Here is a 25,311-nt window from a genome sequence, read left to right on the forward strand (position 1 = left end):
TGTCTGCTGATACTAGGTGCGGTAGATGTTGATCGTGTTGGCCTGTACGAGGTCCCGCTCCCCCGACGCCACGCGGAAGCCTTGGCGGCGGTCATGAAGATCGGAGGTGGTGAGGCGCAGTTCGAACATCCTTTTGCCGACGCCGTCGTCATTGGTGACCTGGGGAAGGGTGACCCTGACGTCATCGCGGCCGCCGTTGACCACAACCAGCCCGGCCACCTGCCCGTCATCGGAGCCCAGCAGCAGCTGCACCACGCGGTGCCGCGGATCATTCCACCGCTCCATGGTCATCGGCTCGCCATCCTGGTCATACCAGTACAGGTACGACTGCGCGTCCCGCACCGGGTAATCGTGCGGCTGGCCTGCAAGGAATTCCCGTCGGAGCCGAATGACCCGCTTGGTGCTCCGGAGCATGGCGTGGGATTCCGGGGTGCTGGTCCAGTCGACCCAGGCGAGGGGGTTGTCCTGGCAATAGGCGTTGTTGTTGCCTTGCTGCGTGCGGCCCAGTTCATCGCCCGCCGTGATCATGGGGACGCCGAGAGAGATCATGAGCGAAGCCATCAGATTCCGCCGGGTCTGCGCCCTCCGTGCAAGGATAGTTTCATCCTCGGTGCGGCCTTCAAACCCGTGGTTGTAGCTGCGGTTGTCGCCGTGCCCGTCGCGGTTCTGCTCCCCGTTGGCCTCGTTGTGCTTGCGGTCATAGGACACCAAGTCGGCCAGGGTGAAACCGTCGTGGGACGTGATGAAGTTCAGCGACGCGAGCCGTGAACGGCCTGAGGGCTGGAACAGGCTCGCAGAACCGGACATGGCATCTGCCAGCCGGGCCACGGATCCGCCCTGGCCACCGGCGTCGATCGCCGCGCGGTCAGCAAGCCAGAACGAGCGCAGGGCGTCGCGGTAGTGGTCGTTCCAGTCCACCCAGCCACCCGGGAACCGGCCTGTCTGCCAGCCCCCATAGCCGACGTCCCAGGGTTCGGCGATCAGCTTGACTCTGGAGAGCACCGGATCGCCGGCGACGGCCACCAGGAACGGGTGGTTCGGATCAAAATCGTTGGCGGCATTCCGGCAGAGCGTCACGGCCAGGTCGAAACGGAAACCGTCGATGTGGAATTCGTCCACCCAGTAGCGGAGCGAGTCCAGAACGAGCTGGATCACACGGGGCTCGCCGAAGTTGAGCGAATTCCCACAGCCTGTGGTGTCGATGTATTTCCCGCTGTCGTCGGAGCGGTAGTACTTCTTTTCCCCCAGGCCGCGGAACGAAACTGTGTGCCCGTCGTGTCCGCCTTCGGCGGTGTGGTTATAGACCACGTCCAGGATCACTTCGATACCTGCGGCGTGCAAGAGCTTGACCATGCCCTTGAACTCATCCTGGACCGCCTGCGGGCCGGACTCCTGCGCGGACCGCGTAGCGTACCCGGGGTGCGGGGCAAAGAAGGCCGCCGTGTTGTAGCCCCAGTAATTGGTCAGGCCCAGGTTTTGAAGATGCGGTTCGTCGAGGTGGAAATGTACCGGCAGCAGCTGCACTGCGGTAATTCCGAGTCCTGTCAGGTGCTCAATCATCGCGGGGTGTGCCATGCCGGCGTAAGTGCCGCGCAGCGGCTCTGGAATGTCCGGGTGCAGCATGCTTTGCCCGCGGACATGTGCCTCGTAGATTATGGTGTTGCGCCACGGCGTATGCAGGCGATCATCGGCGCCCCAGTCGAAATCGCTGGACATCCGGACACTCGTCAGAAAACCGTCCCGCTGGTCTACAGCGCGTCCGTAGGGATCGAGCAGCAGCGGCTGCCGGTCGCCGTCGTAGTCGTCAAAATTCACGGTGGGAACTGAAAGCGGTAGAACCTCCCCATCGGGGGCGGCGCGGAAGCCGTAGCGCGAGCCGATCGGGAATCCCTCGAGGATGCCGTGATGAACGCCATTGGTGACGTTCGGCAGGGTCTGGATCCGCCAGTCGCCGCCGGGAGCGAGGTATCCGATTTCCAGGGTAAGGATGCCGGGAGCATAGACCGCTACGTTGGCGCGCCCGCTTTTCGAGCCGTCGGAGGACCCCGGGCGCACTGAACTTACGCCGAGGGGGAACGCGTGCGAGGCGTCCACGGTCGAGGCTGTGTCTACTAAGGGCATTACCATCGATTAAAGCTTAACTGTCACGTTCAAAAAGCCGATGTATTCCGGCATGTGACGTGCGGCGGCCCCGATCGCGGCTCCGCTGCATACTGGAAGACGCACCGAGTGGAGGTATTTGTGAAGATTGCACTGGCCCAGATCATCACCGGCCGCGATGTCGAAGCCAATCTCGCACTGGTCGAGGAGCATGCCCGCCGAGCCAAGGATGGCGGAGCCGGGCTCGTGGTGTTTCCGGAGGCCACCATGCGGGCGTTCGGGAATTCCCTAATTGACATCGCCGAACCCCTCAACGGTCCGTGGGCCACCCGGGTCCGGGCCATTGCCGCCGACATGGGCATCGTGATCGTGGCCGGCATGTTCACTCCGGGGGCATCATCCGGCGAAGGCCCCCTCAAGGTCCGGAACACGCTGCTGGTCACTGGCCCGGGCGTGGAAGCGAGCTACGACAAGGTGCATCTCTTCGACGCTTTCGGCTTCCTCGAATCTGACACCGTGGACGCGGGAACAGGGCCCGTGACTTTCGACGCCGGCGGCGTCACCTTCGGCCTGGCCACCTGCTACGACATCCGTTTCCCCGCCCTCTTTACGGCCAACGCCGACCGCGGAGCAGTTGCCAACATCATCTGCGCCTCCTGGGGCTCAGGGCCAGGCAAGGTGGAACAGTGGCAGCTCCTGGCCCGCGCCCGAGCTGTGGATACGACCACCTACGTGCTCGCCTGCGGCCAGGGCGACCCGGCCACGCAAGGGATTGAGCCGCGCGGCGCGGCGCCCACAGGCGTGGGGCACTCCGCTGTCGTCTCGCCGTTCGGCGAAGTCCTGGAAGAGCTCGACGCCGCCCCCGGCCTCCTGTTCGCCGACCTGGATCCCGCCGCCGTCAAGGAAGCCCAAACCAAGCTGCCGGTCCTGGCCAACCGCCGCGAGTTCTAAACGCCTACGCCTTAGGCGGCCCGACCGTCTCTATGCGGGCTGCCGCCGGCCGACTGCCGATGTTCGCTTCCGCGGGCGCCGACGCCTTGCCGTCGCTTAGTGTTCGGCCCTTCATCGCCGACCGCTGGTTTTGCGGCGGCCGTCGTCTTACGCTCTCTCTCCAAGAGAGGAAAAGCTCCCGCACGTCATGTGCGAGAGCGTTTCCCGTTTTCCGACGAGAAGTGCGACAGCGTTTCCAATTTATGCGCGAAAGGTGAGAGAGGGATTCTGGACAGTAGCTGTTGGTGAGACAACCGCCGAACCGCAGCAGCCGTTTTGCTAAGGAGCGCATCGCCGACCAGAGCTGAAGAAGGCCGCCCGCGGCCGGATGAGGCGGCGGGAGGAAGGGATGCCCTGAGGGCCCCGAACTGAGCTTGCGAAGTTTGGGAAGGGGCATCCCGCTAAGCGACGGCAAAGCGGCTGCTGCGGTGGACCCTTGGGGGCCAGACGGCAAAACTGCGTTGACGGCGGACTGGCCGCAACTGGACTTACTTGACGGCGCGCTGGCGGCTGACTTCGTAGAGGGAGATACCGACGGCCATGGAGGCGTTGAGTGATTCCATGGCGGAGTCAATGGGGATCGAGACGATCTGGTCGCAGTTTTCCCGGACGAGACGGCTGAGGCCCTTGCCCTCGGAACCCACCACGATGCAGACCGGCTCGGTGGCCAGGGTGAGGTCCGGCAGCGAGACGTCGCCGTCGCCGTCGAGCCCCAGGACGAAGATGCCCATGTTCTTGAACTGCTTGAGCGCGTTGTTCAGGTTGGAGGCGCGGGCGACGGGCACGCGGACGGCAGCGCCGGCGCTAGTCTTCCAGGCGGAGGCCGTGACACCCACGGAACGGCGTTCCGGGACGATCACGCCGTGGCCGCTGAAGGCCGAGACCGAGCGGATGATGGCGCCAAGGTTGCGGGGATCAGTGATGCCATCGAGCGCGACGAACAGGGGCGCGTTGGACACATGCCCCTTCTTCCACCGGTCGACTGTCTGCTCGGCGAGGTCGTAGGCGTCCTGGTACTCGTACGGCGGGATCTGCAGCACGAGGCCCTGGTGCACGGCGTCGTCGGTCATGCGGTCCAGCTCGGGCTTGCCGGTTTCCAGCAGCGGGATGCCGCGTTCGGCCGCAAGCTTGAGGGACTCCTTCACACGGTCGTCCATTTCGATCCGGATCGCCACGTGCAGGGCCTTCGCAGGAATACCGGCGCGGAGGGCCTCGACGACGGAGTTGCGGCCGGTGACCACTTCTTCCGTGGCACGGCCCTTCGGGCCGGAGCGTGCGCCGGCGTTGCGGCCGCCGCCGGACCGCTTGGCCTCGGAGCGCTCCGAGAGCTGCTTGCTCTTGTACGCCTTGTGATAGGGACGATCCTCGGCCTTGGGGGTGGGCCCCTTGCCTTCGAGGGCCTTACGGCCGTGGCCACCGGTTCCGGTGGTGGGGCCCTTCTTGAGCTTGCGGATTGCGCCCGGGCGACCGTTGTTGGCCATGAGTTCCACCCTTGGTTGTATTGAGTAAGTCTGAACTCCAGTCTACTGACTCAAGTTAAATCGTTGACCCGGGCGGAGCGGGGACGGCCGGCTCAACCGCGCTGGAGGCTCCAGGTGGCTCCGTCGGCGCCGTCTTCCACCACGACGCCGGCGGCCGTGAGGGTGTCGCGGATGGCGTCCGAGGCCGTCCAATCCTTCTTTGACCGGGCGTCGGCCCTGGCGGCCAGCTGCGCCTCCACAAGCACACCGAGCGCTGCGGCGGCTTGATCGTCGACGGCTGGCTGCGCCGCGTCACTGATTCCCAAGACCCGGAGCATGTCGGTGACACTGGCCAGCGCCCGCCGTGCGGCCTCGAGATCGCCGGCGACGAGGGCGGAGTTTCCTGCCCGGACCGTATCGTGCAGCACCGCAAGGGCCTGTGGGACGTTCAGGTCGTCGTCCATGGCTGCGGCGAACGCGTCCGGCACCGTGCCGTAGCTGCCGAAGAGCAGCGCGCCGTCAGCTGAAAGCGTCCGGACCGCACGCGCAATGAAGCCGTCAATGCGTTCGACGGCGGCGGTGGCCTCCTGCAGTGAGGTCGGCTGGTAGTCCAGCACCGAGCGGTACTGCGCCTGCCCAAGGTAATAACGGACGACGCGCGGCGAAGCTAGGTCAAGCATCTCGGCGGGGCTCACGGTGTTGCCCACGGATTTGGACATCTTCTCGCCCTGGTACGTGACCATGCCGTTGTGCATCCAGAAGTTCGCGAAGCCGTGGCCTGCAGCCTGGGACTGGGCCATCTCGTTCTCGTGGTGTGGGAAGCGCAGGTCGAGGCCGCCGCCGTGGATGTCGAACTCCGTGCCGAGGTATTTGGTGACCATGGCAGAGCATTCAAGGTGCCAGCCCGGGCGGCCGGCGCCCCACGGCGAAACCCAGCTCGCCGTCGTCGGCTCCCCTTCTTTGTGGCCTTTCCAGAGCGCGAAGTCGCGCGGGTCCTTCTTGCCGCGAGGGTCAGCGTCAGTTGCCCCCTGCATGTCGTCGAGCTTCTGGCGCGTCAGCGAGCCGTACTTGTTCCAGGAGCGCACGTCGAAGTAGACATCACCCGAGCCGTCCAGGGCGGGGTAGGCGTGGCCGCGGTCGATCAGCTGCTGGATCAGCGCGTGCATCTCCGGGATGTGGCCGGTGGCGCGCGGTTCGTAGGTGGGGCGCGAGACGCCAAGAGTGTCGTAGGCCTTGAGGAACTCCTGCTCATACCGGTAGGCCAGTGCCCACCATTCCTCTTCCCGGACGGTATCCGGTTCCTGCTCGATGTCGCGCTCAAAGGATGCCGCAGACTTGGCCAGGATCTTGTCGTCGATGTCCGTGACGTTCCGGACCACGGTGACGCGCAGGCCGCGGTACTGCAGCCAGCGGGTTAGCTGGTCGAACGCAATGGCAGAGCGAATATGTCCCACATGCGGCATTCCCTGCACCGTGGCACCGCAGTAGTACAGGCTCGCTTTGCCGGGTACCAGGGGAACGAAGTTCCGGACTTCGGCGGATGCAGTGTCGTAAAAGCGCAGGGTCACCGCTCCAGATTAGCCGATGCCATTGGTGGCGCTTACTTGCAGACCTCGCCGACCCTGTTGTTCTGCTTTTTGAGCTCGTCCAGCTGCTCTGCGCTCTTGTCCCCCAGCGACGTACCGGCCACCTGCTTCATGACGTCGGCCATCTTCTGGATCGGATCGGCGAGTTCCTGGGCCACCTTGTCGGCAACCTCCTGGTAGTGCTTGGCGATCTGGTCCGCCTGCTGCTGCTGGTTTCCGGTCGGCTTGAACGTGTCGCCCTGGAGGAAGGTGCAGCTCTCGCCGACGCTCATCCGGGGCGTTCCGGCACAGCCCGCAAGGAGCAGGCAGGCAATCACGACGGCGGGAAGCAGCTTTTTCACGGCAGGTCTCCTGATGTGGCGGTACGGGCTGTTCTCGGCTCACTGGGTGCGGCCGGTGCTGTATTCCAGCCTAGGCGATGCGGCCGTGTGGAGTGACAGCTAGAGAGCCGGGTAAACGAGTGCAGTGGCCACGGCGGAGATACCTTCCCCGCGGCCTGTGAAGCCGAGCCCGTCGCTGGTGGTGGCCGTGACGCTCACCGGAGCACCAGCGGCCTCAGTCAGGACGCGCTGCGACTCTTCGCGGCGGGGACCGAACTTGGGCCTGTTCCCCACGAACTGGACGGCGACATTGCCGATCTCAAAGCCCGCAGCCCGGACGATCCTGGCCGCTTCAGCCAACAGGGTGACGCCGGAGGCGCCTGCCAACTCCGGCCGGTCCGTGCCGAAATGCGTACCAAGATCGCCGATCCCGCTCGCGGAGAACAGGGCGTCGGCGGCGGCATGGGCCACCGCATCGCCGTCGGAATGGCCGGCCAGCCCCTGCTCTCCCTCCCACAACAACCCGCCCAGCCACAGCGCCCGCGGTTCACTTTCCGGGGCGAAGGCATGCACGTCAATGCCGATGCCGGTGCGGGGCAGGATCATCCTCGCTGCCTCAGTCGGCTCTTCTACGCTCACGCTCTTCAGCCCTCCACCCAGCGGGCACCCAGGGGACCCTCCAGGAGGCCTTCAGCAATGATGAGATCCAAAGGGGTGGTGATTTTCAGGGACTGGCTGGCTCCGCGCACGGCGTGGACCGGCACGCCGAGAAGCTCCACCAGCATGGCGTCGTCAGTCACCGCGGCCGCGCGGCTTTCGTCAAACTGCAGGGCGGCCTCATGGGCCGCTTTCAAGGTTGCAAAGCTGAAACCCTGCGGGGTCTGGACCGCCCGCAGTTCGTCCCGGGGGGCAGTTCCCGTCACGAGCTCGGGGGCAATGTCCGAGTCTTCGCCGGTGGTGGCCGCAACGGTCTTGACGGTGTCCACCACCGGGATGACCGGGATGACAGCCAAGGCTCCGGCGGCCAGCGCCTGAGCCACCCGATGGAATACCGACTCGGGGGCCAGCGCACGGGCCGCGTCGTGGACGAGCACCGCCTCGGTCCCGTCCTCCAGGGCGGCCAGCGCCGACCGGACGGAATCCGCCCTGGTGGCCCCGCCGTCGACCGTCGTCAGGAGCGGGCCGCCGTCCGCCAGCTCCAGCCGGAAGTCGTCCAGCATCTGCCGCAGCCCGTCATCTCCCGGGGGCAGCGCCACGCAGACCTGGCCTGCTACGCCGGCGGCGACGATCCCGCGGAGGGCGTGCAGGAGGATGGGGTCGCCGCCGAGCGGCACGGCGGCCTTCGGCATGCCGTAGCCAAGCCGCTGCCCGGATCCTGCGGCGACCAGGATGACGGCGGTGACGGGGCGCGTGGGTGCATCGCTCATGCGGTCTAGCCTACGTCCCGGCCGGCCGCCCCAGCCCATTACGCGCAGTTGGTGTTTTTGGGCAAAAAGAAACCCCGGCGGCATTTCTGCCACCGGGGTTCAATTCTCAGGAAGCCAGAACCTCGTCGAGAACGCTTGCAGCCTTCTCTTCGTCGGTCTTTTCAGCCAAAGCCAACTCTGAAATCAGAATCTGCCGTGCCTTGGCCAGCATTCGCTTCTCGCCTGCGGAAAGGCCCCGATCGTGATCCCGGCGCCACAGGTCGCGGACGACCTCTGCAACCTTGATAACGTCACCGGAAGCAAGCTTCTCCAGATTTGCCTTGTAACGACGCGACCAGTTGGTGGGCTCTTCAGTGAACTCGGCCCGGAGCACATCGAATACGTGCTCCAAACCTTCCTTGCCCACTACGTCGCGTACCCCAACGAGGTCAACGTTCTCTGCTGGAACTTCAATGGTCAGATCACCCTGAGCCACCTTGAGCTTGAGATACATCTTCTCTTCGCCCTTGACAGTGCGCATCTTGATTTCTTCAATTTTTGCTGCACCGTGGTGAGGGTAAACTACTGTCTCGCCGACCTCAAAAACCATGTGGACTTTCCCCTTTCCCGCAGACCAGTTTATCACGATTAAGGCATATGACTGGCACGGATCGGGGTCCGGAACCGCGAGAATCCGCGGAAAATGGCCCGAATCAGCCGCTCAGACCCCTTGACGAAAGCGGATAATAGTGCATCCGCCACCCGCCGACAAGCGTTACGCACGGGTAGCCAGCGAGCCTGGTTCGCTCCGCAGGAGGTTCCGAAGCGGGCGCTTATGTGTACTGGCCGAATCCTCGTTTGGCCCCGTTTGCCGATAGGCTATGGCTGAAAACTGTTTCAAGACTTTCTAGGAGTGCGTGACGTGCGTTTCACTGCGATGAACCGGGGCCAGCACGGCAAGTTGGCAATGGCGGCTGCCGCCCTGAGCGTCGGACTGCTGGCACTGACGGGCTGCAGCTACATCAACGCCCAGCAGACCTCCGAGCAGTACGCCGCCTCCGACGGAACCCGCTCCGACGTTGGCCCGCTGCAGCTGCGGAACATGCTGATCGTTGCTTCCGGCGAAAATCAGCCCGGCCGTCTGATCGGCGCTGTCTACAACTCCTCTTCCAAGGACGTCAAGCTCACCCTCAACGGAGCCGAGGGCTCGCAGACTGAGGTGTCGGTGAAGAAGAACTCCTACACGCTGCTCAACAATTCCGCGGACGAGGCCATCCTGAGCACCGCCGGCGCCAAGCCCGGCGCCGTCGTGGACGTCAAGGCCACCGAAGACGGAACCAACGTCAACAAGACCGTCAAGATCCCCGTCGTTGACGGCACGCTCAAGGAGTACGCACAGTACGTTCCTGGCGCTAGCCCCAGCGGGACGGCATCGCCGAGCGACTCGGCAACTCCGAGTGAGTCCGCAACCCCGAGCGAAAGCAGCACGCCGACGCCCAGCGAAAGCCACTGACGCCTCGCCGGTCAGCGGACCACCGCACACCTGACGTATTGAAGAAGGAGGGGCTCCCACCCGGGAGCCCCTCCTTCTTTGCCAGGTCAGACTTTGCATGTCACACCTGCTGGCCACGGCTGGAGCCGGCTCTAGGGTTCGAACTTGTAACCCAGTCCGCGGACGGTCACCAGGTACCTCGGGAGGGACGGGTCGGGTTCGATCTTGCTGCGCAGTCGTTTGACGTGGACGTCAAGGGTCTTCGTGTCACCCACGTAATCGGAACCCCAGACCCGGTCAATCAGCTGGCCGCGGGTCAGCACCCTGCCTGAATTCCGCAGCAGCATCTCGAGGAGCTCAAATTCCTTCAGCGGGAGTGAAACCTGCTCGCCACCGACGCTGACAACGTGGCGTTCGATGTCCATCCGTACCGGGCCCGCCTGCACTGTGGAGGAAACAAGTTCCTCCGGCTCCCCCTGGCGCCGGAGCACGGCCCGGACCCGGGCCACCAGCTCGCGTGACGAGTACGGCTTGGTGACGTAGTCGTCGGCACCAAGTTCAAGACCCACGACTTTATCTATTTCTGAGTCCTTGGCGGTCAGCATAATCACCGGCACGCTGGATCGCTGGCGCAGCTGGCGGCACACTTCCGTACCTGACAGGCCCGGCAGCTGCAGGTCCAGCAGCACGAGGTCGGCCCCGTTGCGGTCAAATTCGGTAATCGCGTCCAGCCCGTTGTCGACGACCTCCACCTCGAACCCTTCCTTGCCCAGCAGATAGGACAGGGGGTCGCTGAACGACTCCTCGTCCTCAACTATAAGAATCCTGCTCAAGCGGTAGCTCCTCGTTTATGGACGCCGGCGGCGTCGTTCGGTTCTTTGTCATTCGGCGATTGCCCTTCCATTTCAGGCAGGCGGAGGGTGAACGTGGACCCCTGCCCCGGCTGCGACCACACGGTGACCTCTCCGCCATGGTTGGAAATGACATGCTTGACGATGCTCAGACCCAGTCCGGTGCCGCCGGTGTGCCGCGAACGTGCTGCATCCACACGATAGAAACGTTCAAAAATTCGTTCCTGGTCTTCGGCCGACAGGCCTTCGCCCTGGTCGGTCACGGAGATCGCAATCAGGCCTTCCTTCGCACGCACTCCGATCCCCACGCGGGTGTTCTCCGGTGAATAGCGGATGGCGTTGTCGATAAGGTTGCGCAGGGCTGTGACGAGAAGGTCCTGGTCGCCGTAGACCTTTGCATCAACGCGGCCGCCGATGACGATCTGGATGTTCTTGCTCTCGGCCGGCAGCTGTGAACGGTCCACGGACTCGGAGATCACGTCATTGATGTCCACGGCGTGGCCCTGCTGCGCCACGTCCGCGCCCTGCAGGCGTGACAATTCGATGATGTCCTGCACCAGGGCGGCGAGCCGTGCTGACTCCTTGTGCATGCGCGTGGCGAACCGCCGAACGGCTTCTTCGTCGTCCGCGGACGATTCAAGCGCCTCCGCGAGGAGGGAAATGGCGCCCACGGGCGTTTTCAGTTCATGGGACACGTTGGCCACGAAGTCGTTGCGGATCTCCTCGGTGCGGGTGATCTCGGTCCGGTCGTCGGCCAGCAGGAGGATATATTCCTCCCCAAGCATGGCTGCCCGGACCTGCACGATGATGGTCCCCTGCCCCAGAGGCCCGCGCGGCAGCTCGAGGCGCTTCTCCAGAATGACGCCGTCCCGGCGGACATTCGCCGTCATGTCAAGGAGCTCGCGGTGCACCACGGTATGGCCGCGCACCAGACCGTACGCGTAGGCGGCGGGACTTGCCCGGACCACGCCATCGATGGCGTCCACCACCACGAAGGCCTTGCCGACGACGGCGAGCACCTCGGCGGATCCCGGCGGCAGTGCGGGCTCGTCGTATTCGACGTCCACGAGTTTCCTTTGCTGCTCACTGACCCTGAACGCGAGCACGCCAAAGACGCCGAACGACAGGCCGAGCAGGCCGGCGATGACACCGATGAGCATTGGATCCACGGCTCCAGCTTATGCTTTCAAAAAGCGCCAACAGCCGCTTCACGACCAGAACGGGCCGGATTCAGCTAACGTTCATCTAGAGGTGCGTAACAGTTCACCCGGTGCTGGAAGAGTGGCGAGTTGGACTGCCGGAACGGTGACACGAGATTCTGACCGCCGCTGCGGCGGCGGGGCGGAATCTCTAAGGAAAGGACGCCTACGTGCGTAAGGTTTTTCAGGAAGAGCTCGCCCAGGTGGGCGAAGACCTCATCGAGATTTCAAAGCTGGTCAGCGAGGCGATCGTCAAGGCAACGACGTCATTTGAGGTCGCCGACGTCGACCTTGCCCAGGACGTCATCGCTGCGGATGCCCGGATCGACTTCCTGCAGAACAGCCTCGACGAGCGCGCCATTGACATCCTTGCCCTTCAGGGTCCCGTCGCCAGCGACCTGCGCATGATCGTCGGATCGCTGCGGATGAGCGCCTCCCTGGAACGCATGGGTGACCTCGCCCGCCACATTGCCCAGCTGGCGCGTCTCCGCTTCCCCTCCACGGTGATTCCGGCGTCGCTCACGGAGACCTTCAAGAGCTTCGCTGAACAGGACATCCAGATCGCCACCAAGCTCACCGAGCTGCTGGAGACCCGGGATCTTGAAGTTGCCCGCGACATCCTCAAAGCCAACACTGCGGTGAACGACCTGCACCTGAGCGTATTCAAGGCGATCGCCCGCAGCGACTGGCAGGAATCCCCTGCCACCACCGTGGACGTGGCCCTGGCCAGCCGCTACTTCGAGCGATTTGCCGACCACGGCGTGTCCGTGGCCCAGAAAGTCACGTATCTCGTGACCGGCGCCTGGCACCCGAACAGCAGCATCGAGCACGGCTGAGGTTCCCGGCCTAACAGCAAACGACGGCGGCTGGTCACCTGAGGTGACCAGCCGCCGTCGTCCGCTTTACTTTACTTTTTGCCCTGGTTGGCCACAGCCTGGATGGCTTCGGCGGCAGCCTCGGGGTCGAGGTAGGTTCCGCCCGTCTTGATGGGCTGGAAGTCCTCGTCCAGGTCGTAGACGAGGGGGATGCCGGTGGGGATGTTCAGGCCGGCGATCGCTTCGTCGCTGATGCCGTCAAGATGCTTGACCAGCGCACGCAGGGAGTTTCCGTGGGCGGTGACCAAGACGGTCTTTCCGGTCTTGAGGTCTTCCTTGATGTCCGATTCCCAGTACGGCATGAGACGGATCAGAACGTCCTTCAGGCACTCCGTGCGCGGAATGGTGTCACCGAGGTCGGCGTAGCGGGGGTCGCCCACCTGGGAGAATTCAGAGCTATCGTCCAGGACCGGCGGCGGGGTGTCGTAAGAGCGGCGCCAAAGCATGAACTGCTCTTCGCCGAATTCGGCGAGAGTCTGGGCCTTGTCCTTGCCCTGCAGGGCACCGTAGTGACGCTCGTTGAGTCGCCAGTCGCGCTTGACAGGAATCCAGCCGCGGTCGGCCTTGTCCAGGGCGATGTTGGCGGTGTTGATGGCCCGCTTCAGGAGCGACGTGTACAGGATGTCCGGGAGCACGTCGTGCTCAACCAGGAGCTCTCCCCCGCGGAGTGCCTCCTGACGTCCCTGGTCGTTGAGGTCAACATCCACCCAGCCGGTGAACAGGTTCTTGGCGTTCCAGTCGCTGTGGCCGTGGCGCAGCAGAATCAGCTTGTAAGTCATGATTTTCATCCTAGCCGAGCAGAGGCCGCCGACGCCGAGCGTTACATTCCGTGCTGCGCCGTTGGATAGTCTGGGGCGGTGGTGCAGAAAGCAGAGCGGGTGGCGACAAACCCTGGCAACCGCGGACACCGCGGCCGGCCGGTGGGCAACGTAACGCGGGGCACCACCAATCCCAACCGGATGCGCAGGCTGGACCGCTGGCTGGCCGGGCCGCAGGCCTGGCGGCTCCGGTCAGCGGACGACCCACTGGTGGTCGACCTGGGGTACGGCGCGTCCCCCGCCACCGCCGTCGAGCTTTTCGAAAGGCTCGCCGCCGTCCGGCCCGATGTACGGGTTTGCGGCATCGAAATCGAGCCTGAGCGGGTGCGGGCGGCCAAATCGCTCGAGCGTCCCGGCCTAAGCTTCGTCGTGGGCGGGTTCGAACTCCCGGTGCCGGGAAAGCCTGTCCTGGTGCGGGCGTTCAACGTGCTCCGGCAATACGAGGAGGCCGACGTTCCAGGTATCTGGCGTCTGGTGCAGGACAGGCTCGCGCCGGACGGGCTGTTCATTGACGGAACGTGCGACGAGATCGGCCGCCGCGTCACCTGGATTGCGCTGGATTCCGAACGCCCGCTTACGCTGAGCATGTCCGTGCGCTTCGGCAGTTTCGACCTGCCCTCGGAGGTAGCCGAACGCCTGCCCAAGGCGCTCATCCACCGGAACGTTCCGGGTGAGCGCATCCACGGGCTGCTGCAGGCCATGGACAAAGCGTGGCTGGAGTCGGCGCCCCTTGCGTCGTTCGGGAACCGGCAGCGGTGGACGGCCATGTGCAAGGCACTGCTCGACGGCGGGTGGCCGGTCAAGGACGGACCGTCACGCTGGCGGCTGGGGGAACTTACCGTCAGCTGGGAAGCAGTGGCGCCGCTGGGATCAGCGGACTGATCCGGATTTCGACGGGCGCCCCACCAGCGAGCGGACTCCGGTTACCAGGGGCCGTACGGGCCCATGTTGCGGCTGCCGCCCCGGCCGGCGTCCTTCACCGCCGGGCGGACGTCCGCCAGGTAGACGGATGCAGCCACCACCGCGGCCAGGCCGAAGAGGCCGAGCGGCCCGATGAGTCCGCCTCCTCCGCCGGCCAGCACCGACAGCGCGCCGACGGCCACGCCGCCGCCGGTCAATGCCAGCCAGAAGGCCTTGGTCCTTTTGCCCACAGCCTCAAAAGCGTTGGCCTTGTGGCGGACACAGTCGAAGAAGGCCCACACCTCAAGCACCAGCGCCACCAGTCCCAGGATGTAGTAGACCGTGCTCTCAACGACATTGATCAGTACTGTTCCGTCCACCCGACCAGCCTAACTGTCCAAAGCGTCCAATGCCTGCTGCAAATCGGACCAAAGGTCCTCGACGTTTTCGATGCCGACGCTCAACCTGACCAGATTCTCCGGAACGCTGACCGGCTCGGCCGCGTGCCGCCGTCGTCGTTCAATCAGTGATTCCACGCCGCCGAGCGAGGTGGCCGGCAGCCAGAGCTGGAGCGAGCGGACCAGCTTGTCTGCGGCATCGGCGCCGTTGAGGTCTCCGGCGGGCGCAACCTGGACGCAGAGGACGGAGCCGAAGCCGGACATCTGGGACTTGGCCCGGTCATGTCCCGGATCCGACGCCAGGCCGGGGTACCGGACGCTTTCGATCTGCGGGTGGGTGCTGAGCCTTTCGGCGAGCACCGCGGCCGAAGCCTGCGAGCGCTCGATCCGCAACGCAAGCGTCCGCAGCCCCCGCAGCGCCAACCATGCCTCGAAGGGGCCCGCTATTCCGCCGTGGATGATGCGGTGATGGAGCAGGGTTTCCCGCAGTTCCGCGTTCGAGGTGACGAGGGCGCCCAGCACCACGTCGGAATGTCCCGCCAGGTATTTGGTCACCGAGTGAAGGACGACGTCGGACCCCAGGCTGAGTGGCTGCTGCACCAGCGGCGTGGAGAAGGTGTTGTCCGTGACAACGATTGCTCCGGCGTCGTGCGCCGCCTGGGTCAGTGCCCGGATGTCCGCGATGCCGAGCATGGGGTTCGTCGGGCTCTCGAGCCAGAGCATGTCCGCGGGCTTTCCTCCCGCCGGGGCGAGCAGCTCGATGACAGCATCCGTATCCGCGATGTCAACCGTGCGGAGCTCGATGAAGCCCTTTTCTGCCAGCTCGGCCGCCATGAGCAGTGAGCCCGAATAGCTGTGGGACGGCATGACCAGCACACCGCCCGCGGGAATGAGGGACAGCGCGGAGCTGACGGCAGCCAGTCCCGAAGCATAGAGGAGGCCCGGCAGCGTGGCGCCTTCAAGCTGTCCCAGGGCTTCTTCGAACGGATCCCAGGTGGGGTTGGCGTAGCGGCCGTAGCCGCGGTCGCCGTCATCCAGCGCACCGGTGCCGAAATATGTGGAGGACAGCACGATGGGCGGGTTGACAGGCTCGTCGTGTTCGCGGGCAGGACGGCCGGCGGCCACGACTACGGTCTCGGCCGAAAGGGACGCGGCGTGCTGTTGGGAAAGGCTCATGAACAAAGCGTACGTTGGGCACCTGCCGGGCGGAAAAGCGGCTACTGGCGCGGCTTCCTGTCAGTGATTGTCGGTAGGCTGGACCAGTGAATAATCAGAATCCCGGACTTTTCATCGCCTTCGAAGGCGGTGACGGCGCCGGCAAGTCCACGCAGACCGCCCGGCTGGCCGGGACGCTTGAATCACGCGGCCTGACCGTGCTGCGGACCAGGGAACCTGGCGGCACGCCGATTGGCGAAAAACTGCGCTCTCTGGTCCTGGATCACGGCCACGGCCACATCGACGCGCTTACGGAGGCGCTGATCTTCGCGGCCTCCCGTGCCGCGCACGCCAGCCAGGTCATCCGGCCTGCCCTGGAGCGCGGCGAAGTGGTCCTCACTGACCGCTACATCGATTCCTCCGTGGCTTATCAGGGGGCCGGCCGGGATCTTGGCACAGACGCCGTCCGGAGCATCAACGAGTGGGCCACGTCGGGGCTGCAGCCGGACCTTACCGTCCTGCTGGATGTCCATCCGGCCGACGGCCGGAGCCGCCGCACGGCCGGTGACGCCCAGGAGGACCGGCTGGAATCGGAAGCCGACGAATTCCACGCCCGGATCCGCCAGGCATTCCTGGACCTCGCCGCAGCGCGGCCGGACAGTTACCTGGTGCTTGAGGCGCAGTTGTCCGTGGATGAGCTTGCCGCCTCCATCCTTGACCGTGTGAACCGGCTTCTGGCCGCTCCCGGCAGGGCCCCGCGATGACAGTTTGGGATGACCTTCAGGGCCAGTCCGCCGTCGTCGCCCAGCTGCAGCAGGCAGCCACGGGCGAAGGACTGACGCACGCGTGGCTGTTCACCGGCCCTCCCGGCTCGGGACGCTCAAACGCTGCCAAGGCCTTTGCCGCGGCGCTGAACTGTGACCAGGACGACGTCTCCCTGCGTGGCTGCGGCGAGTGCCACGCCTGCAGGACCATCCTCGGCGAAACCCACGCCGACGTCGCCTTCGTCCGCACCGAAAAGGTGACCATCACCATCGAGGAGGCCCGGGACCTCGTTTCCACGGCCGGCAACAGGCCCTCGTCTGGGCGGTGGCGGATCATCGTGGTGGAGGATGCCGACCGCATGGCCGAACGCACCACGAACGTGCTGCTGAAGGCCATCGAAGAACCCACCCCGCGGACCGTCTGGATGCTCTGCGCCCCCTCCCCCGCGGATGTCCTGGTGACCATCCGGTCCCGGTGCCGGGCAGTGGCACTGCGGCTGCCGCCGGCCGCCGACGTCGCGGCGCTGCTGGTAAAGCGCGACGGCGTGGATCCGGCGGTGGCCGAACGCGCGGCCCGCGCGGCGCAGAGTCACGTGGGAATTGCCCGGCGCCTGGCCCGCGACGCCGAGGCCAGGGAACGGCGGTTGGAAACAGTCCGCTTCCCGCTGGGCCTCCGGGGCATTACGGCCGCTGTGATGATGGCTGATAAACTGGTCAAGATCGCCACCGAGGAGGCCAACAGCTCCAATGAGGAGCGGGACGCCGCCGAGAAGGCCTCCCTGCTGGCCACATTGGGTGCCCCCGAGTCCGGAACGCTGCCGCCCGCCATGCGCAGCCAGGTGAAACAGCTGGAAGATGACCAGAAGCGTCGTGCGAAGCGCTCCGTGACTGATTCCCTGGACCGGACGCTGACCGATCTCCTGTCCTTTTACCGGGATGTGCTGATCATCCAGATGGGAAACTCCGTGGAACTCGTCAACGTTGAGTTGAGGAGCGAGCTGGAAGATTTCGCAGCCGGCTCGGGCCCGGAGGTCACCCTCGCCAGGATGGATGCCATCAACAAGGCGCGTAAACGCATCACCACCACGAACGTTGCACCGCTTTTGACCATAGAGGCGATGGCCGCGGGCCTGATTTAGGTTCCGGTCCACAGACCACCTGCCCGACGACGCCTAACGCCTCTGCCCAAGGAGTACCGCATGATGTCCACACTTCCCCTGACCGCGCGATCGCGCTCCTTCGCTACGGCGCTGCGGGCTGCCGGAGCCATGGCGGTGGTCGTGCTCCTGACGTCGTGCAGCTTCTTGGGGCTGTCCAAGGACGGTGCCTCGCAGGGGAATTCCACAGGGCAGGCGGACCCCTCCATTGCGGCGGCAGCTCCGAAAGGGCTGCAGGCTTTTTACTCCCAAAAGGTGGTGTGGGGGCCGTGCGAGGACAAGATGCAGTGCGCCAAGGTCAAGGTGCCGCTGGATTATGCGAAGCCGGACGGCGAAACGATTGAAATCGCGGCCCTAAAGATCGCCAGCACCGGAGCCAACAAGCAGGGCAGTCTGCTGGTCAACCCGGGCGGGCCCGGTGCCTCCGGCTACGACTTCGTGAGGGACGCCGGAAACAGCCACTTCTCCGACAAGGTGCGGGCCAACTACGACCTCATCGGTTTCGACCCCCGCGGCGTCAAGCGTTCGGCGCCCGTCAGCTGCCTGACGGACAACGAACGGGACGAGTCCCGGGCCAAGATCTACTCTCCTGAAACTGACGCCGGCCTGGCCGCTCTCCTCGCCGACAACAAGGCCATCGCGGCGAAATGTGCCCAGCAGACCGGCCCCGTACTGGGGCACATCGACACCGTCAGCGCGGCCAAGGACCTCGATGTCCTCCGTGCCGTGGTCAATGACTCCAAGCTCCACTACATGGGGTTCTCCTACGGAACTTTCCTCGGTTCAACCTACGCTTCGCTGTTCCCCGACAACGTGGGCCGGATGGTCCTCGATGGCGCCCTCGACCCGTCGCTCAGCGCTGAAGAGCTGACTGCAGGCCAGGCAAAGGCCTTCGACAAAGCGCTGCACGCCTACGTTGCGCACTGCCTGAACGAGGAAGGCTGCCCCCTGAGCGGCACCGTGGACGACGGTATCCGGCAGATCCACGACATCATCCGGTCCGTAATCGCGACACCCCGCACCGCCAAGGACGGCCGTACCGTAGGCGGCAACACGTTCGTCAGCGGTCTGATCGTGCCGATGTACGGCAATGAAAGCTGGCCTGCCCTGACCCAGGCCCTGGACGCGGCCATGAAGGGCGACGTCAGCCTGATGCTGCGCCTGGCGGATCTGGGCGCGGACCGTGCACCGAACGGCAAATACACGTCCAACACAGCCTTGGCCTTCGGCGCGATCAACTGCCTGGATTACCCGACGAACAGCAATCCGGCGGCCATGCGGGCCGAAGAGCAGCAGCTCCGCCAGGTGTCCCCCACCCTGGGGTACTTCTTCGCGTATGGTGGCGCCAACTGTGCCAGCTGGCCCTACAAGAACCTGCGGACGCCGGCACCGGTCGAGTACAGCGGCTCTTCCCCGATCGTGGTGGTCGGCACCACGGGTGACCCCGCCACGCCCGTGGAGTGGGCCAGCGCCCTCCGGAAACAGCTGGGCAACGCCTCACTGCTGACTTGGAAGGGCGAGGGCCACACGGCGTACGGCCGGTCTAACAGCTGCATCAGCAACGCCGTGGACAACTACCTCGTTGACGGCAAGAAGCCGGCGGACAACACCGTCTGCTGACTTGGCCGTTCAGCCGGGCAGGCCCGTGCGCAGTCCGATTTCGGCCTTCGCGGCACGTCATTTTGACCCGGGCGCGGGGACTCGATTACAGTTGACTCTTGCATGAACCGGCCGGGTTTTCCTGGTTGTTTAGTGCGGTGCTTCCTTAGCTCAGTCGGTAGAGCGTTTCACTCGTAATGAAAAGGTCATCAGTTCGATTCTGATAGGAAGCTCGAGAAGAACCCCGTATTTCCGCTGATACAGCGGGGATGCGGGGTTTTCTGCTGATTGTGGGGAATTGCCTGGGCAGGCACAGGGCATACCCACTTTCACCAACCGCCGCGCGTGGGCGTATGTCCCTTTCGGGCATCGTCGGGCATTGCCATTTCGGCCCGCAGGCCCAGGAGTCGGATCGGACGGCCCGCTTCGATTCCGGCTGCGAGGTCCAAGGCTCGCGCGAGGATTTCGTTCCGGTCGAATGTCTCGGGAATCTTTCTTGCGTGGGTTTTGGTGAAGAACGGCGCGTACCGAACCTTGAGGGTCAGCCCAACCACGGGCCGTCCTTCCGCCACAACATCCTCAAGGACATGCGCTGTCAGCTCCCTCACGGCGTCGTCCACCTGGGCGGGCTCGGTCAGGTCCCGCTGGAAGGTGGTCTCCCGGCTATGCCCGCGGGCAACCCACGGGGTGTCGTCCACAACGCTGGCGCCGTCCCCGCGTCCGAGCTCCGCGTACCAAGGACCCATCCTGGGGCCAAACTCCGGAACCAGGTCTTGGGGGTCGGACGCGGCGAGCTCCGCGACTGTGTTGATGCCGAGTTTGGCCAGCCGGCCCGACACCTTGGTTCCGACGCCCCACAGGTCCTTGGTGGGCCGACTGCCCATGACGTCGAGCCAGTTCCCGGAAGTGAGACGGAAGACGCCAGCCGGTTTGCCGAAACCGGTGGCGACTTTGGCTCGGACCAGGGTGTCGCCGATGCCAACGCTGCAATGCAGCTGTGTTCGCTCCAGGACGGCGGCCTGCACCTGCCGGGCGTAGGATTCTGGATTCTCTGTCTCAGTGCCTATAAAGGCTTCATCCCAACCAAGCACCTGCACGGTGGCCCCGGGCTGCGCGCGCAGGGTGGCCATCACCGTTTCAGACGCCGCGAGGTAAGCCTCCTGATCGACGGGCAGGATCACAGCGTCGGGCACTTTCCGGGCCGCAATGCGTAAGGGCATTCCGGAACCCACGCCGAACGCCCTGGCTTCGTAGGATGCGGTCGACACCACGGCTCGTTCCGTGGGGTCGCCCCGACCGCCGACAATGATCGGCTTGCCCGCAAGCTCCGGCCGCCGGAGCACTTCGACCGCCGCGATGAACTGGTCAAGATCGACGTGTAACACCCACCGGATTCCGCTCACGCCACCAGTCTGCCCTAAACATCCCTGGCAAGCATCGGCTCTCGATGATGCGGCCGAGGAATGCAGACGGGCCTCGACCTTCGGCCACTGGCCGCCACCCGACTGCGCAGGCCGGGCGTTTGACGCTTTCCCGAGGTCAGCCCAGTTGTCCCTTAGCCCGATCCGGGTCGCGCATGATCCCGGCCATAGCTCGTGCCTGATCCAGGCGCTTCTGGTAGTAGGTCGCGGCCATGACACAGAAGACCGAAATCCCGATGGATCCCCAGGCGCTAAGCGGAACGCGGCTCTCGGCCTCATGCTCCGAGATGGTCAGGGCCGCGTTGAGGAGGTTGAGGATGGCAAGGACGATCATCGAGGCCCTGGCGTAGCTGAGCTCCCCCTGGCTGAGGGCCTTGCTTCTGAACCAGCTGACCATGGCCAGACTGTAGCAGTCGGAACACCGCTACTCTATGGCCATGGCCGCGGGAACAGGCAGGGACGACAACAAGTACGAGTGGCAGGACTGGCCGCCGGATTCGCTCGAGGGCATGCCGCCGAAACGGAGGCGACTGGCAGGTTGGGCGATCTTCTGGTTCTTACTGCTCGGCTCGCTGCTGGGATCCGCCTTGGAGGCAACGGGCATCGTGCAGCCCTGGCGCGAGCTGCTCGTGGTGGCCGTGTTGGCTGCCGTCTTCGTTCCACTGATGCGGGCCGCCGTCCTGGAGACACGCCAGCTGCGGGACGAGGGCATCGAGCTGCCGTCCCATCCCGTCACGCGGAGGTCGATGATCTCCTCGGCCGTCGTCGCAGCTTTGCTCTGGGTCATCTTTGCCGTCGCGCCGGCTTGAGCGTCTCAGCTGCCATGCCTGAATCCTCCTACGAGAGGAGTCGCTTTGGCACGCCTGGCTTGGAGTTGCCGGGTCCGGTGCTGCTGGGGGAGCGCGTCCGGACCCGGCCGTTCTGGTTGTCAGGTCGCGGCACCCTCAATTCCAGGACAGGACCAGTCTTGCCTGCACATCATGGGATAACCGCGGGATCTGGCACCGAGGGTTGCATCAGTGCCGCCCAGAATTGAGGGGGCGGCTCCAAGGTTTACGTAGGCAACTTCCCCCACCACCATGGTCGTGGACGGGAAGGTCGTCAACCCCCTCCGGCGCAGCCGGACAGCGCGCCGTCGGGGATGCCCTCTTGGTGCTCCCCCGACGCAAGGACTGAGAGTCGGCCTAGCAGCTGTGGTGTCGGCGGCGGTTCGCACTGGGGCTAGCCGGTGAGACACGCCGCCGACGGCGTTCGAGGCCTCCCCCAAATTGGGCTGCCCCCCGGAGCCCAAAGGCTCCGTTACGCGATTTAATCGTAAGCCTACTTATCACCCGAGTCCAGAGGTGCAGCGGCCGCCGCAGGATGGGCCGGTGGCGGCCGGAGCAGTCAGCATGCTTAGTATTAGACGAGGATCTGGGCTAGGGTAAAAAGGTAAGCCGCCGGCGGACCCGCCGCGGAGCCAACCGTAGGGAGAAACACCATGGGTTTGGATGACAAGATCGGAAACGCTGCCGAAAAGCTTGGCGGCAAGGGCAAGGAAGCTGCCGGCGAGGCCACGGGCGATGACAGCCTCAAAGCCGAAGGCCAGGGCGACCAGGCAAAGTCGGACGTGAAGCAGGCCGGCGAAAAGGTCAAGGACGCCTTCAAGGAATAGTCCTCTGCAGAATTCAGAAGGGTGCAGCTCGAGCGCGGGCTGCACCCTTCTGGTGCATCAAGAGGTCATCAGCCTCGGATTGCCACCATGGAGTTGGCCGGCGCCGGTGCCTAGAGTGATGACATGGCTGATACTTTTTCTTCTCTGCTGGAAGCGTTCAAGAACGTGGGCGTGTCCCGGGCGTACGGCCCTCCGGTCCAGGTCGGCGGCGCAGAGCTGCTCCCCGTTGCCCTGGTGTCCTTCGGGTTCGGCGGCGGCACCAACGCAGAAGGCGGCGGCCGTGGCGGTGCATCCGGTGGCGGCGGAGGCGGCTTCGTCTTCCCGCTTGGAGCTTACAGCCGCGCCAGCGGCGGCCACCTCGTGTTCCGGCCCAACACCATCGCTGTTCTGCTGAGCCTGGTCCCGGTGGTGGCCGCGTCAGGGATCGCGCTTCGAGGAGCCGTGCGAACCACCCGATCGTAGCCACGTTTGGAAGTGCCCCTCGCCGGAATTGCAGGCAGGGACGATAATAAGAAGTGGATCACCGGGGCTGGGCCGGCGGCGGAGCCGCCTGTCTGAGACCAGGGCGGTCCCCCCAGCCGCCGTCGGCCCTTTTAATGCGCCCGAGCGCGCGGGCCGGCCTGGTCCGGAACTGTGGCGCACGCACCGGAAACGCACAGGTGCCTCCCGTAGTTCTGCACGCTGGGCTTCGCAGGGTGACCCGCCAGCGGGCGGTTCCGTAGCCCAAAAAATCTTATTGTCAGGCCGTCCCAGCGGTGCTAGAACAGCCTTATCGGGAGGTTTCAAAGGAGATTATGCGAAGGTCAGCTACATCAGATCGCCTCATGGACCGGGATGGGATGCCGGAACACGCTAAGGCTGTTTTTTGGGCGGTGGGCTTCTAAAGTACGCCAAGGCGCATTGTCGCGCACCTGCAGCAGACAGCGCACGGATTGTCCCTCCCGCAACGTGGTCCCCGGTTGCGGAAGCGGCCGGGGGCCACATCACCAACGCTGCAAGATGGAATCGGCAGCACGGAAACTCCCTCAGCTGGAATGGAATCCCGGTGGACCAGGCGACGCTCGTCGGCTACGGTCTTGGCTACTTCGCGACCATGATCGCCGTCTTCATCATGTTTCTGCCCGCCTTCATCATTCTGTCCCTCCTCCTGCTTCTGGCCGGGGCTGTACAGTTGGCGCTCCTTCTCCTGAATGCCGTGGCCTCCGGCCTGCACAGGACCCTCATCCGGCCGTTAGCGACACTGACCGACCGGCTCCGCAGACCCCGCAGGCGCCGGGGCGGAACGCCTGTCCCGCACTGACGGTTGCCGTACCCATCCGCGCTTAGTTCTTCTGGCCGCCGATATTTCCACTCTTGATCGGATCCTGTGGGAACTCTTCCACGGTCTTGAGGTCCTCCCTGGACTATTCAAAGAGCCGTGCAGCAGCGTCGCGGCTCTTCTAGGGATTTAGGGGGCTGCTGTGACAGACGAGAACGACGTGCCAGTGCTGGACAGCGGCGCCCTGCAGTCTCTTGCGGACGAAGCCGGCCCCGCCGCAGCGCATACGTTCATGGACGAGTACCTGCAGATGCTGCCCGTCCGCGCCGCAAAAATCCTTCGCGGTCTAGCGGGCCACGACGCGGACTCAGCCGCCGAGGCACTGGTGAGCCTGAGAGCAACATCCGCCATGGCAGGAGCACTTCGTCTCGAAGCATACTGTCGGGACCTTGAACGCGCACTGAACCGTGGACACTGGCCCGATCCGAAAGCTGCTAAGGCGGTGCTGTTCGCGAACATCCGGCTGCTCGTCCGCGAAGCTAACCGCCAAGGCCACCTCCCCGGACCGCGGCCTAAAGGTCCGGAAGCCGGCTAGGGTGCCCGGCTTTTCCTGTCATGCCGTCCTAAGATGGCTGGCATGGAGGAGCAGGAACTGGCGGACGTTGCGGGACGCCTGTATGCGCTGCCCTTCGACGAATTCGTGGCTGCCCGCACTGCTGCCGGGAAGGCTGCGGCAGCAGAGTCCAACGGACCGCTGGCCCAGGCCATCAAGGCACTCCCCAAGCCCTCCATCGCAGCCTGGACTGTCAATATGCTGGCGCATCACCGGCCAGACGCGGTGCGGGAGCTCCGCGACCTCGGGCAGACGATGCAGGGGGCCCAGGCCGCGCTCGACGCCGCCGCCCTGCGGGAGCTGTCCCGGGAGCGGCGCAAGCTTCTTGCAGCGGCCGTGAATACCGCCCGGCGCGCAGCAGAGGAGCAGGGCCGTTCCATTAGCGGGGCGGTGGCCTCGGAGGTGGAAGAGACCCTGCGGGCCGCCACGGCCGACACGGCTGCCGCGGCTGCCGTACAGAGCGGGCTGCTGCTGCGGGTTCTCACGGCCGACGGCGTGGACCAGGTTGATCTCAGCGGCGCAGTTGCGGTTCCTGCCGCCCTGGGGCCGCTGCAGCAGCCCCCGCGGGTCACCGGCGGGCATGCGGGGCCGCCTCCAAAGGTCAGCCGCCGGCAGCCGCCGGAGGGGCCTGAGAAACCGCGGATGCAGGCGGTGCGACGGACGCCCCGCCCCTCATCGCCGTCGGTCCTGGACAAAGCCTTGGCGGCACTCGCCGAGGCTGAAGCCGCGGCTCAGGCAGCCGCCACGGAGGCCGAGTCCCGTGACGAAACCCTGCAGGACGCGGCAGCGGAGTTCACCCGCCTCACGGCCGAGGTGCGCGAGACAAGACAGCGGCTCAGGAAGGCGGAAGACTCCCTGGAAGCCGTCCGGAAGGACCTTGAAACGGCAGCTGCCGAGGCGAAGCAGTCAGCCAGGGCCGCCGAGAAGAGCAAGCGAACGGCCATGCTGGCGAAGGAACGGGTGCTCCGGTTGCGCAACACACCGGACTGAAGGACAAATAATGTCAGACCCCGGTTGCACCATTGAGTCATGGAAATGAACCAGGAATTCCACGTAACGTACTTTGAAGCCGACTGCGGGCGGGTCCGGACCGAGGTCTTCGATACCGCAGCCGACGCCGAACGGTTCGCCAGCCGCTGCCTCTCCGGCGAGCACGACTGGGCCGTCGTTGATGCCGTGGCTGCCCAGCAGGCCAAAGCAGCGGCTTAACCGCCGCTGCCATCTGGACAGCAAAGGCCCCGCCCGGCTGAGGTCAGCTGCACTGCAGCAGATCCGGTGGATCAGCTCAGCGGGCG

28 protein-coding genes and 1 tRNA gene are annotated in these 25,311 nt (G+C 65.1%); 15 read left to right on the forward strand and 14 right to left on the reverse strand.

Features of this window, described 5'->3' with window-relative positions:
- Positions 1–12 precede the first annotated feature (12 nt).
- Positions 13–2,127: a glycogen debranching protein GlgX gene (gene glgX, locus AC1DD3_RS18300; RefSeq protein WP_230120775.1), complete on the reverse strand. Its 2,115-nt coding sequence runs from the start codon at positions 2,125–2,127 to the stop codon at positions 13–15.
- A 114-nt stretch (positions 2,128–2,241) separates the two neighbouring features.
- On the opposite strand from glgX, the gene AC1DD3_RS18305 reads away from it, so the two are divergent.
- Positions 2,242–3,051, forward strand: a complete 810-nt coding sequence (locus tag AC1DD3_RS18305; protein WP_230120773.1) for a carbon-nitrogen hydrolase family protein — start codon at positions 2,242–2,244, stop codon at positions 3,049–3,051.
- 527 nt (positions 3,052–3,578) lie between these two features.
- Here the strand turns inward: AC1DD3_RS18305 and rlmB are convergent.
- From rlmB to AC1DD3_RS18335, 6 genes are all read right to left on the reverse strand, one after another.
- On the reverse strand, positions 3,579–4,571 hold the full coding sequence (gene rlmB, locus AC1DD3_RS18310; protein WP_230120771.1) for a 23S rRNA (guanosine(2251)-2'-O)-methyltransferase RlmB: 993 nt from the start codon (positions 4,569–4,571) through the stop codon (positions 3,579–3,581).
- A gap of 92 nt (positions 4,572–4,663) precedes the next feature.
- Positions 4,664–6,118, reverse strand: coding sequence for a cysteine--tRNA ligase (gene cysS / locus AC1DD3_RS18315; RefSeq protein WP_476882224.1), 1,455 nt, complete (start codon positions 6,116–6,118; stop codon positions 4,664–4,666).
- A gap of 32 nt (positions 6,119–6,150) precedes the next feature.
- On the reverse strand, positions 6,151–6,477 hold the full coding sequence (locus tag AC1DD3_RS18320) for a hypothetical protein (RefSeq protein ID WP_476882225.1): 327 nt from the start codon (positions 6,475–6,477) through the stop codon (positions 6,151–6,153).
- 99 nt (positions 6,478–6,576) lie between these two features.
- The gene (gene ispF / locus AC1DD3_RS18325; RefSeq protein WP_476882239.1) at positions 6,577–7,062 is read right to left on the reverse strand and encodes a 2-C-methyl-D-erythritol 2,4-cyclodiphosphate synthase; all 486 of its coding nucleotides are present in this window, start codon (positions 7,060–7,062) and stop codon (positions 6,577–6,579) included.
- A 38-nt stretch (positions 7,063–7,100) separates the two neighbouring features.
- A complete protein-coding gene (gene ispD / locus AC1DD3_RS18330; RefSeq protein ID WP_230120760.1) occupies positions 7,101–7,883 on the reverse strand; it encodes a 2-C-methyl-D-erythritol 4-phosphate cytidylyltransferase in 783 nt (260 codons plus the stop codon).
- A 106-nt stretch (positions 7,884–7,989) separates the two neighbouring features.
- Positions 7,990–8,472: a CarD family transcriptional regulator gene (locus AC1DD3_RS18335; protein WP_026266570.1), complete on the reverse strand. Its 483-nt coding sequence runs from the start codon at positions 8,470–8,472 to the stop codon at positions 7,990–7,992.
- 327 nt (positions 8,473–8,799) lie between these two features.
- Between AC1DD3_RS18335 and AC1DD3_RS18340 the strand changes: the two genes are divergently transcribed.
- Entirely contained in the window at positions 8,800–9,375 is a 576-nt protein-coding gene (locus tag AC1DD3_RS18340; protein ID WP_230120799.1) for a hypothetical protein, read from the forward strand.
- Positions 9,376–9,506: 131 nt separating this feature from the next.
- Here AC1DD3_RS18340 and AC1DD3_RS18345 read toward each other — a convergent pair whose 3' ends face one another.
- Complete coding sequence (locus AC1DD3_RS18345; protein ID WP_230120758.1) at positions 9,507–10,187, reverse strand: response regulator transcription factor; 681 nt, start codon at positions 10,185–10,187, stop codon at positions 9,507–9,509.
- Entirely contained in the window at positions 10,184–11,365 is a 1,182-nt protein-coding gene (locus AC1DD3_RS18350) for a sensor histidine kinase (protein ID WP_230120798.1), read from the reverse strand. The genes AC1DD3_RS18345 and AC1DD3_RS18350 overlap by 4 nt, the downstream gene beginning before the upstream one ends.
- Before the next feature lie 209 nt (positions 11,366–11,574).
- On the opposite strand from AC1DD3_RS18350, the gene phoU reads away from it, so the two are divergent.
- Positions 11,575–12,240 (forward strand): phosphate signaling complex protein PhoU, encoded by a 666-nt coding sequence (phoU, locus tag AC1DD3_RS18355; protein WP_230120756.1) that lies wholly within the window; start codon positions 11,575–11,577, stop codon positions 12,238–12,240.
- A gap of 71 nt (positions 12,241–12,311) precedes the next feature.
- Here phoU and AC1DD3_RS18360 read toward each other — a convergent pair whose 3' ends face one another.
- Positions 12,312–13,058, reverse strand: coding sequence for a phosphoglyceromutase (locus AC1DD3_RS18360; protein ID WP_476882226.1), 747 nt, complete (start codon positions 13,056–13,058; stop codon positions 12,312–12,314).
- Between the two features lie 78 nt (positions 13,059–13,136).
- Here AC1DD3_RS18360 and AC1DD3_RS18365 point away from each other — a divergent pair, with 78 nt between their 5' ends.
- The gene (locus AC1DD3_RS18365) at positions 13,137–13,979 is read left to right on the forward strand and encodes a class I SAM-dependent methyltransferase (RefSeq protein ID WP_476882227.1); all 843 of its coding nucleotides are present in this window, start codon (positions 13,137–13,139) and stop codon (positions 13,977–13,979) included.
- Positions 13,980–14,020: 41 nt separating this feature from the next.
- On the opposite strand, the gene AC1DD3_RS18370 is transcribed toward AC1DD3_RS18365, so the two are convergent.
- Positions 14,021–14,377 carry a DUF2516 family protein gene (locus AC1DD3_RS18370; protein ID WP_230119930.1) on the reverse strand — a complete coding sequence of 119 codons (357 nt, stop codon included), beginning with the start codon at positions 14,375–14,377 and terminating at the stop codon, positions 14,021–14,023.
- Between the two features lie 9 nt (positions 14,378–14,386).
- On the reverse strand, positions 14,387–15,571 hold the full coding sequence (locus AC1DD3_RS18375; protein ID WP_230119931.1) for a trans-sulfuration enzyme family protein: 1,185 nt from the start codon (positions 15,569–15,571) through the stop codon (positions 14,387–14,389).
- 86 nt (positions 15,572–15,657) lie between these two features.
- Between AC1DD3_RS18375 and tmk the strand changes: the two genes are divergently transcribed.
- From tmk to AC1DD3_RS18395, 4 genes are all read left to right on the forward strand, one after another.
- Positions 15,658–16,314 carry a dTMP kinase gene (tmk, locus tag AC1DD3_RS18380; RefSeq protein WP_230119932.1) on the forward strand — a complete coding sequence of 219 codons (657 nt, stop codon included), beginning with the start codon at positions 15,658–15,660 and terminating at the stop codon, positions 16,312–16,314.
- The gene (locus tag AC1DD3_RS18385; protein WP_230119933.1) at positions 16,311–17,453 is read left to right on the forward strand and encodes a DNA polymerase III subunit delta'; all 1,143 of its coding nucleotides are present in this window, start codon (positions 16,311–16,313) and stop codon (positions 17,451–17,453) included. Before tmk ends, AC1DD3_RS18385 begins: the two co-directional genes overlap by 4 nt.
- A gap of 63 nt (positions 17,454–17,516) precedes the next feature.
- Positions 17,517–19,091, forward strand: a complete 1,575-nt coding sequence (locus AC1DD3_RS18390; protein WP_230119963.1) for an alpha/beta hydrolase — start codon at positions 17,517–17,519, stop codon at positions 19,089–19,091.
- A gap of 139 nt (positions 19,092–19,230) precedes the next feature.
- Positions 19,231–19,303, forward strand: a tRNA-Thr gene (locus tag AC1DD3_RS18395).
- A gap of 96 nt (positions 19,304–19,399) precedes the next feature.
- Here AC1DD3_RS18395 and AC1DD3_RS18400 read toward each other — a convergent pair.
- Complete coding sequence (locus AC1DD3_RS18400) at positions 19,400–20,473, reverse strand: DNA polymerase IV (protein WP_476882228.1); 1,074 nt, start codon at positions 20,471–20,473, stop codon at positions 19,400–19,402.
- Between the two features lie 136 nt (positions 20,474–20,609).
- Complete coding sequence (locus AC1DD3_RS18405; RefSeq protein WP_230119934.1) at positions 20,610–20,888, reverse strand: hypothetical protein; 279 nt, start codon at positions 20,886–20,888, stop codon at positions 20,610–20,612.
- A gap of 40 nt (positions 20,889–20,928) precedes the next feature.
- Here AC1DD3_RS18405 and AC1DD3_RS18410 point away from each other — a divergent pair, with 40 nt between their 5' ends.
- The 7 genes from AC1DD3_RS18410 (at position 20,929) to AC1DD3_RS18440 (ending at position 25,225) form a co-directional block, all read left to right on the forward strand.
- Positions 20,929–21,300 (forward strand): hypothetical protein, encoded by a 372-nt coding sequence (locus AC1DD3_RS18410; protein WP_230119935.1) that lies wholly within the window; start codon positions 20,929–20,931, stop codon positions 21,298–21,300.
- A gap of 671 nt (positions 21,301–21,971) precedes the next feature.
- Positions 21,972–22,145 carry a CsbD family protein gene (locus AC1DD3_RS18415; protein WP_230119936.1) on the forward strand — a complete coding sequence of 58 codons (174 nt, stop codon included), beginning with the start codon at positions 21,972–21,974 and terminating at the stop codon, positions 22,143–22,145.
- A 123-nt stretch (positions 22,146–22,268) separates the two neighbouring features.
- Positions 22,269–22,607: a hypothetical protein gene (locus AC1DD3_RS18420; RefSeq protein WP_230119937.1), complete on the forward strand. Its 339-nt coding sequence runs from the start codon at positions 22,269–22,271 to the stop codon at positions 22,605–22,607.
- A 583-nt stretch (positions 22,608–23,190) separates the two neighbouring features.
- A complete protein-coding gene (locus tag AC1DD3_RS18425) occupies positions 23,191–23,445 on the forward strand; it encodes a hypothetical protein (protein ID WP_230119938.1) in 255 nt (84 codons plus the stop codon).
- Between the two features lie 160 nt (positions 23,446–23,605).
- Complete coding sequence (locus AC1DD3_RS18430) at positions 23,606–23,998, forward strand: Hpt domain-containing protein (protein ID WP_230119939.1); 393 nt, start codon at positions 23,606–23,608, stop codon at positions 23,996–23,998.
- Positions 23,999–24,040: 42 nt separating this feature from the next.
- Positions 24,041–25,006, forward strand: a complete 966-nt coding sequence (locus AC1DD3_RS18435; RefSeq protein ID WP_476882229.1) for a hypothetical protein — start codon at positions 24,041–24,043, stop codon at positions 25,004–25,006.
- Positions 25,007–25,045: 39 nt separating this feature from the next.
- Complete coding sequence (locus tag AC1DD3_RS18440; protein WP_476882230.1) at positions 25,046–25,225, forward strand: hypothetical protein; 180 nt, start codon at positions 25,046–25,048, stop codon at positions 25,223–25,225.
- Positions 25,226–25,311 lie beyond the last annotated feature (86 nt).

The organism is Arthrobacter sp. 05T444, assembly GCF_056395905.1.

Bases quoted from the DNA above. Each gene is read 5' to 3' on its own strand.
- AC1DD3_RS18405 (WP_230119934.1), bottom strand. From the start codon at position 20,888: ATGGTCAGCTGGTTCAGAAGCAAGGCCCTCAGCCAGGGGGAGCTCAGC.
- AC1DD3_RS18415 (WP_230119936.1), top strand. From the start codon at position 21,972: ATGGGTTTGGATGACAAGATCGGAAACGCTGCCGAAAAGCTTGGCGGC.
- AC1DD3_RS18435 (WP_476882229.1), top strand. From the start codon at position 24,041: ATGGAGGAGCAGGAACTGGCGGACGTTGCGGGACGCCTGTATGCGCTG.
- AC1DD3_RS18375 (WP_230119931.1), bottom strand. From the start codon at position 15,571: ATGAGCCTTTCCCAACAGCACGCCGCGTCCCTTTCGGCCGAGACCGTA.
- AC1DD3_RS18350 (WP_230120798.1), bottom strand. From the start codon at position 11,365: ATGCTCATCGGTGTCATCGCCGGCCTGCTCGGCCTGTCGTTCGGCGTC.
- AC1DD3_RS18335 (WP_026266570.1), bottom strand. From the start codon at position 8,472: ATGGTTTTTGAGGTCGGCGAGACAGTAGTTTACCCTCACCACGGTGCA.
- glgX (WP_230120775.1), bottom strand. From the start codon at position 2,127: ATGGTAATGCCCTTAGTAGACACAGCCTCGACCGTGGACGCCTCGCAC.
- AC1DD3_RS18385 (WP_230119933.1), top strand. From the start codon at position 16,311: ATGACAGTTTGGGATGACCTTCAGGGCCAGTCCGCCGTCGTCGCCCAG.
- AC1DD3_RS18440 (WP_476882230.1), top strand. From the start codon at position 25,046: ATGGAAATGAACCAGGAATTCCACGTAACGTACTTTGAAGCCGACTGC.
- rlmB (WP_230120771.1), bottom strand. From the start codon at position 4,571: ATGGCCAACAACGGTCGCCCGGGCGCAATCCGCAAGCTCAAGAAGGGC.
- AC1DD3_RS18390 (WP_230119963.1), top strand. From the start codon at position 17,517: ATGTCCACACTTCCCCTGACCGCGCGATCGCGCTCCTTCGCTACGGCG.
- AC1DD3_RS18340 (WP_230120799.1), top strand. From the start codon at position 8,800: ATGAACCGGGGCCAGCACGGCAAGTTGGCAATGGCGGCTGCCGCCCTG.
- ispD (WP_230120760.1), bottom strand. From the start codon at position 7,883: ATGAGCGATGCACCCACGCGCCCCGTCACCGCCGTCATCCTGGTCGCC.
- ispF (WP_476882239.1), bottom strand. From the start codon at position 7,062: ATGATCCTGCCCCGCACCGGCATCGGCATTGACGTGCATGCCTTCGCC.
- AC1DD3_RS18420 (WP_230119937.1), top strand. From the start codon at position 22,269: ATGGCTGATACTTTTTCTTCTCTGCTGGAAGCGTTCAAGAACGTGGGC.
- AC1DD3_RS18360 (WP_476882226.1), bottom strand. From the start codon at position 13,058: ATGACTTACAAGCTGATTCTGCTGCGCCACGGCCACAGCGACTGGAAC.
- AC1DD3_RS18410 (WP_230119935.1), top strand. From the start codon at position 20,929: ATGGCCGCGGGAACAGGCAGGGACGACAACAAGTACGAGTGGCAGGAC.